The sequence below is a fragment of the Streptomyces sp. NPDC004561 genome (assembly GCF_053602155.1).
The window spans coordinates 20,677-27,306 of sequence record NZ_JBSGDB010000064.1 but is presented as its reverse complement, the minus strand read 5'-3'; the positions used below and the strand labels follow the sequence as shown (position 1 = coordinate 27,306).

Annotated in this window: 4 protein-coding genes and 2 pseudogenes; 4 read left to right on the top strand and 2 right to left on the bottom strand. The window is 68.7% G+C overall.

Annotated elements, in window-relative coordinates:
- Nucleotides 1–263 precede the first annotated feature (263 nt).
- Nucleotides 264–1,688 (top strand): NAD-dependent succinate-semialdehyde dehydrogenase, encoded by a 1,425-nt coding sequence (locus ACWEN3_RS11860; RefSeq protein ID WP_452968859.1) that lies wholly within the window; start codon nt 264–266, stop codon nt 1,686–1,688.
- On the opposite strand, the pseudogene ACWEN3_RS11855 reads toward ACWEN3_RS11860, so the two are convergent.
- A pseudogene (locus tag ACWEN3_RS11855) lies at nt 1,688–2,107 on the bottom strand (transposase); the annotation flags it as partial. The gene ACWEN3_RS11860 and the pseudogene ACWEN3_RS11855 overlap by 1 nt on opposite strands.
- Nucleotides 2,108–2,668: 561 nt before the next feature.
- Between ACWEN3_RS11855 and ACWEN3_RS11850 the strand changes: the two are divergent.
- Nucleotides 2,669–2,821, top strand: coding sequence for a hypothetical protein (locus tag ACWEN3_RS11850; RefSeq protein ID WP_452968857.1), 153 nt, complete (start codon nt 2,669–2,671; stop codon nt 2,819–2,821).
- 206 nt (nt 2,822–3,027) lie between these two features.
- Here ACWEN3_RS11850 and ACWEN3_RS11845 read toward each other — a convergent pair whose 3' ends face one another.
- Nucleotides 3,028–4,809, bottom strand: coding sequence for a PucR family transcriptional regulator (locus ACWEN3_RS11845; RefSeq protein WP_452968854.1), 1,782 nt, complete (start codon nt 4,807–4,809; stop codon nt 3,028–3,030).
- A 740-nt stretch (nt 4,810–5,549) separates the two neighbouring features.
- Here ACWEN3_RS11845 and ACWEN3_RS11840 point away from each other — a divergent pair.
- Nucleotides 5,550–5,819: pseudogene (locus ACWEN3_RS11840) on the top strand (Hsp20/alpha crystallin family protein); the annotation flags it as partial.
- A gap of 73 nt (nt 5,820–5,892) precedes the next feature.
- Nucleotides 5,893–6,321 carry a DUF2267 domain-containing protein gene (locus tag ACWEN3_RS11835; protein ID WP_452968852.1) on the top strand — a complete coding sequence of 143 codons (429 nt, stop codon included), beginning with the start codon at nt 5,893–5,895 and terminating at the stop codon, nt 6,319–6,321.
- The last annotated feature ends 309 nt before the right edge of the window (nt 6,322–6,630 follow it).

The following is a 6,630-nucleotide window of genomic DNA, read 5'->3' as shown; positions in this document are numbered from 1 at the left end:
GGACACCGTGGGCGCCCTGAACGTTCTACGGGCCGGGCTGGCCCGTCGCGAAGCCCAACCGGCCTAGCGAGAAGCCCCCTCATTTATGATGGGGAGGAGTCACGAGAGCGCCGACGTAGCCGAACTCGGGCGGCGACTCTGCGCATTCGACGTGAACCACAGAGGACCCGGGCGCCACAGCTTGCCGTGGCATGGGACGAATCAGCACGTGTGAGCGGGTCCGGGCGTGGAAACCCGAGGTGCCCCGACTCCAGGGAGGCGTCATGGACGCCCATGTCACTGCCCAGGGAAGCCCCATCGCCACGGTCAACCCGTACACCGGTGAAAGGGTTCGTGAGTTCCCGGCGCTGAGCGCGGAGGACGTAGGGCGCGCGATCGACGCGGCGCACTGTAGCTTTCCAAACTGGCGTGCCCGGTCGACGGCCGACCGGGGAGCCCTCGTGCAACGCGCCGGCCGGCTCATGAGGGAGCGCAAGGAGGAACTGGCGCACCTCCTGACCCTTGAGGTCGGCAAGCTGATCAACTCGAGCCGTGCAGAGGTCGACCTCGCGTCCGACATCCTCACCTACTACGGCGAGCACGGCCCCGAGCTGCTGCAAGAACGCCCCCTGCCGGTGCCCGAGGGCACGGCCGTGCTGGTGAACGAGCCGCTCGGCGTCCTTCTCGGTGTGATGCCGTGGAACTTCCCGCTGTACCAGGTCGTCCGATTCGCGGGTCCGAACCTCGTCCTCGGCAACACGATCCTGCTCAAGCACGCGAGTAGCTGCCCCCAGGCCGCACTGGCACTTGAGCAGCTGTTCACGGATGCGAGTGTGCCGAGCGGGGTCTACACCAATCTTTTCGTGCGGGGCAGAGACGTCGGGAAGATCATCGATGACTCTCGAGTGCAGGGAGCGTCACTGACCGGAAGCGAGCGGGCGGGCGTGAGCTTGGGCGAGATCGCCGGCCGCAATGTCAAAAAGTCCGTCCTCGAGCTGGGTGGCAGTGATCCCTTCGTCGTGCTGGACGGTCACAACCTCGAGCGCACCGTGTACGCCGCGTTCCTCGGCCGGATGGGCAACACCGGGCAGTGCTGCGTGGCGGCCAAGCGCTTCATCGCCCATGCCGACGTCTACGACGCCTTCGTCACCGGGCTGCGTGACCGGATGAGCGAGGTGCAACCGGGAGATCCGGTCGACCCCGCCACCACGCTCGGCCCGCTGTCCTCCGAGGCCGCGGCCGAACTCCTGATGGAGCAGGTTCGTGACGCGGTGGACAAGGGAGCCACGGTGGTGCTGGGCGGCGGGCGGCCCGACCTGCCGGGCGCTTTCGTCGAGCCGACCCTTCTCACCGACGTCACACCGGACATGCGGGCCTACCGGGAAGAGCTCTTCGGCCCCGTCGCCACGGTCTACCGGGTCGCCGACGAGGACGAGGCGGTGGCACTGGCCAACACCTCCCCCTACGGCCTGGGAGGCGCGGTCTTCGCCGCCGACCCGGAACGTGCTCGCGGAGTCGCGGACCGGCTGGAGGCGGGCATGGTGTGGATCAACCATCCGACCGCGTCCCGACCGGAGCTGCCCTTCGGCGGCATCAAGCGCTCCGGCTACGGGCGCGAACTCGGCGACGTGGGCATCGTGGAATTCGCGAACCGCAAGCTCGTGCGCTACGTGGACGCCGACGCCCCGATCGAAGAAGTGCTGGGCTGACTGCGTTCGATCACCCAGCGGCGGCGGCCCAATCGCTCGCTGGACTCGATGCCTTTGCGTGCGATCCGCACCCCGATGCGCTTGCCACGTAACCATTTCCGTAGGTCGGCGCGGTCGTAAGCTTTGTCCGCGTGTAGGCGCTGGGGCTTGAAGTAGTGGTCCCGGTGACCCTCGACCACGGGCGTCAGCCCTTCGCTGTCGTGGGTGTTGCCGGCCGAGACACCGACGAGACCGGCGTCGTCGAGCCCGTGCAGGACGGCGTCGTGCAGGCGGCCCCACACCCCGGCTCTGGACCAAGTGAGGAACCGGCGGTGGGCAGTCGACTTCGAAATCCCGAAGCATGGTGGCAGTGACCGCCAGGCGCAGCCGCTGACCAGGACGTAGACGATGGCCGCGAACAGGGTGTCATGTACCCCGCCCCATGCCGCCCACCCCCGGTTACCCTGCCACGGCCGGGACCCGCGGTGCGCCGGGTAGGCAACAGCGGTGACCGTGTGCGCCGTCTCGAGGGGTGGCGGTGACCGCGGCAGGTGGAGATGGATCCTGTCGCACCGCCTCACCGCGCCCGCGACAGATCATGACCCCGGGACGACGCCGCGCGCGGCGTTCCGGTGGCGGCAGTTCCTCGTCAGCCGGAATTCCTGGGCCACCCGGGTAACCGGCATGGGCCGCTCACTCACCTCCTTCACCCGCCGGATTTCCCCCGGTTTGCCGGTCTGGGCCAGGAGGACCCTGCCCGGCAGGAGGTGATCGTCGTGCCCGAACCCGGGAGCAACAAGTACGACACCGAGCGCGCGAGGGCCCGCAAGGAGGCGGAGCGGTCGGGGCTCTCCGACCAGGACGCCAACCGGGGGCCGCCAACGAGAGCTCGCGCCCTGGTCGTCCCGCTGTCCGCCGGGAGCGGCGCACCGAAGTCCACGGCGCCTTCATCACCGTCGCCTGCAGCTTGTCTGCTGGAGACGCATCAAGAAGGCCAACACATGAGCCCGGTTCTTGCAGGCCGGGGCTTCGAGCGCCGCGGCCACGCCTGGACCTCCGCCTGCCGCCCGAGCACGGACTTGAAGGCCTCCACCAGCGTTCCCTCCGTCACCCAGGGCACGGATGCGGGTAAGAAGATCGTGGGCCGCAAGTGACGCGTCGTGACCGACCTATCGGCCTCCTGCTGGCGGTGCTGGTCACCGCGGCCGGTATCCAGGACTCCGCAGCCGGCACCCGGCTGCGCGACCAGGTCGCCGCCGGCCGTCCCGGCATCTGCAGGGCGGCCCAGATGCTCCTCTCGCCGCCCGGCCCACCCACTGCAGCGCTGCTGACACCACCCCACAGGAGTTCCAACGAGGCGTCAGCCGGGGCCGCCCAGCATGATCTTCCACACTCGGGTCGCCACCTGGAGGTTCAGCCGGTCCTCGACGTTCGCGAGGTCGTTGCCGCTGATGTCGCGGATGCGCTGGAGCCGGTAGCGCAGCGTGCTGCGGTGGATCGCGAGGGATTCTGCGGTCTCGTCGTAGTTGCCGCCGCAGTCGAAGTACCGGGACAGGGTCTCCACCAAGGTCGCGTGGTGCCGGGAGTCGTAGTCGATGAGCTGCCCGAGCCACTCCTGTACGAACGTCTCCAGTTCCCGGTAATCGTTGCCGGGTCCCAGGATGCGGTAGAGGCCGAGCTCGTCGAAGAACGTCGTGCCGTAGCGCTCGCGGGAGTGGCGGCGCACGTCCAGGGCGCGCTGCGCCTCCTGGTAGTGGTGGGGGATGTCGTTCAGGGAGTCGGAAGGGGCGCTCACCCCGATCGTCCCGCACCGTGTTCCGGTCTCCCGGGCGAGCGCCTCGTACAGCGCGCGGGCGTGCGGCCTGTCGTCGGCGACCAGGACGACGTGGTCGGAGCGTCGGGTCAGCAGCGAGCGCATGCCCACGGCAGAGGCCGCCCGCCCCACGGTCTGCGCGAAGGAATCGTCGGCGGTCCGGTTCGACCACTGCACCACGACGACGTAGTGGCTGCGGTGCAGGTCGTGTCCGACTGCCTCGGACCGGGCGTAGGCGCTCGTCTCGTCCGTCCCTGCCAGGAGGTCGTCCACCAGCTCGCGGTGCAGCCTCAGCTCCACTTCGGCCAGATTGCGCAGGTGCGCCAGCTCCAGGGCGAGTGACGCGGCAGCGTGTTCCAGCGCGAGCACCGTGTGCTCGTCGGCCTCGTCCCGGGCATCGACCAGGGCCAGCACGCCCAGGATCTCGCCGTGCGGGCGGATCAGAGTGATCAGCCGGTCCCTTATCCGCACCGGCCCGACCTGACGGGCGACGGCGTGCAGCATTTCGTCCTGGCGCACGGGGTCCGGTTCGGGATAGGGGACGGGGCGGCTGGGCCCGGTCCAGGACCTCAGCCGACCGAAGCGGTCCTCGAGCAGCGCAGGAAGTCCAGTGAGCCCGTGCAGTGCGCGGGTGACGGCTTCCTCGCCGCCACCCGAGGCAGCGACGCCGGCCATGAGCGCGTGAACGGCTCGCTCATAGCCCAGCTCAGCCACCACAGAGATCAGTTGCTGCTGGAGGGCTGTGCGTTCGTCCCTCAGTCGGTGCAGCTCCAGCGCGTCCTCGCGTCGGCGGCGATGTGCGAAAGCGAGTGACAGTGCAGCAGCGGTGTGCCGGACGAGCGTGGCGAGCAGAGCGTACTCGGCATCGGTGGGCCGGGAGCGGGACGTCACCACGAGGTAGCCGTGGAGTCCCTCAAGTCCGCGTAGCCCCAGGGCCCGGCCCCAGGGCCTGCCGGGTACCGTCACGTTGCCGTCCTGCCCGGCCAGCTCCCGCACCCTCCGGCTCACGGCCAAGGCAGGCATCTGCCCGTCCCTTGGACTGGGGACCAGGTCGCCGTCCACTTTGAGGTATCCGGCCTCGGCACTGTATGGCCCCGCGGCGGCTACGTGGTCCATGGCCAAGCGCAGGATCTCGACTTCGTCCGGAGTGCAGAACAGGGCGCGGGAGAGCGCGAGCAGTTCGTGGAGGACATGGTCGGCTGGGGTGCGGGCGGGCGGGCGGGGTACTCCGCGCGCGGCCGTGCGGTGCCGCCCGGCGCTGCCCCGCGGAGGACTGCCCTTCCGGTGGCAGTAGCGGTAGTCCAGGCTGTGCGCCCGACTGCCGACCATGGGATCACTCCGTCCCTCGAAGCCTTCAGAGAACCGAGCGACATATCGCGTACCCGCTCACGGGCCGGCTTACCCGAGATGTGTGGATCCTTCCTCTCGTACTCGTGGGGCGACCGGACCTGTGCATTCCTGACTCGCCAGACGCAGGCGTGGAGCCACCCGGTTTGTCACCCTGGGGAGTGCTCGAGACTCTCCGTGCGCACCGGTAGGAACCCGGCGTGGGCCACCTGGTGCGGCTCCTGCCGCATGGTGACCTCGCCGGCAAGGCCGGCGCGGCACCCACGCATGTCCTGCGTTGGGGAGTCGAGCAGGCGATGGCGGCCGGCAAACCACTGCAGGAGGGTGAACACGATGGACCACCGCGGAAGCCCCCCGGGCGCGCAGAACAGAACTGCATGTTCCCAGGTGCGAACCATGAGCTCCTCTACCGAAGCAGGCACCTTCGCCCGGCCGGTCCGCCGCGCCGGGTGAAGAAGGCGGCCTGCCGCGAACCCACGAGAAGACGGAGATGAAGGGCGATGGTCATGCCCCTGCGGAGCCACCGCAGTGGCGGAACAACGGAGCGGCGCCTCGGGTGGGCCGGCAATCCGCTGACTGAATTCGACGAACTGCTCACTCAGATGAGCGGATTGCTCGAGTCCACGGTGGACGGCGCCGCGTCCGCAGCCGCGTGGCCCCCACTCGCGGACGTCACAGAGACCGACGACGCCTTCGAGGTCGAGATCTAACTCCCTGGTGTCAAGAGCCAGAACATCGACGTCGAGGCCAATGGACAGGACCTGGTGGTCACCGGAGAGATCAAGGAAAAGGAGCGCAAGGGCGTCCTGCGCAACGGCACCCGCCGGACCGGTGCCTTCGAGTACCGGCTGAGACTGCCCGCAGAGGTGGACGCCGAGAAGGTCTCAGCGGACATGTCGGCCGCTGTGCTCACGGTCAGCGTCCCCAAGGCGGAGGTCACCAAGTCCCGTCACATCCGGATCACCGAGATCAACGAGAGCGGCGGTCATTGAGCCGAGGAGCCCGGCGGTGCGTGACAACGGTCCAGAACCGTGGGGCGCTCCCGGAACGGAAAGGAGCCATGAGATGACCGAAACGGGTTTCTCCTCTTTCGACACCATGGTGGACAAGGCCAACCGGCTCCTCAGGGAAATCGAGGAGGCCAACGGCTGGCCCAAGGAACGCCGGAAGCAGTCGTACGCCGCACTGCGCGCCGTCCTGCACGGGCTACGGGACCGGCTCTCCGTCGACGGGGCCGCGCACTTCGGGGCGCAGCTTCCGACCCTGATCCGCGGCGTCTACTACGACGGATGGAAGCCGTCCGAGACCCCGGTGAAGCTGAGCGGCGAGAAATTCCTCCAGCGCGTCCGGGACGACTTTCCCTATGCGGTCGACGGCGGCATCGAACGAGTCGTGCGCACCGTGCTGGAGGTTCTGGAACGCCACGTCAGCGAAGGCGAGTGGGACCACCTCAAATCCGGTCTGCCGAACTCGCTGGCCTCCGTATTGCCGTAGCCGTTCGGCGGCACCGTGCCGCCGACCAGGAAAGAGCGTGTGCCACGGTGCGCAAGAAAGTTCGCGGTTCCGGACAAGGCCAAGACAGAGCTGAATTCGGTGACCCGAACACCGGCTCGCCGCGGTTTCGGGCGATGTCTGTGCCGACCCTGTCGACACGGGAACGGAAGAAGCCATCGTGCGGCGTGGCTGGGCAGCCACCGCACGCCAGGCGGCACGCGAGAAGCGCAGGTCACCCTGTCGTGCAGTCCTTCCAGTCAGGAGGACTGGCGCTGGTGCCACGTCCACGAGGCCCTGGTCTGATGAGCA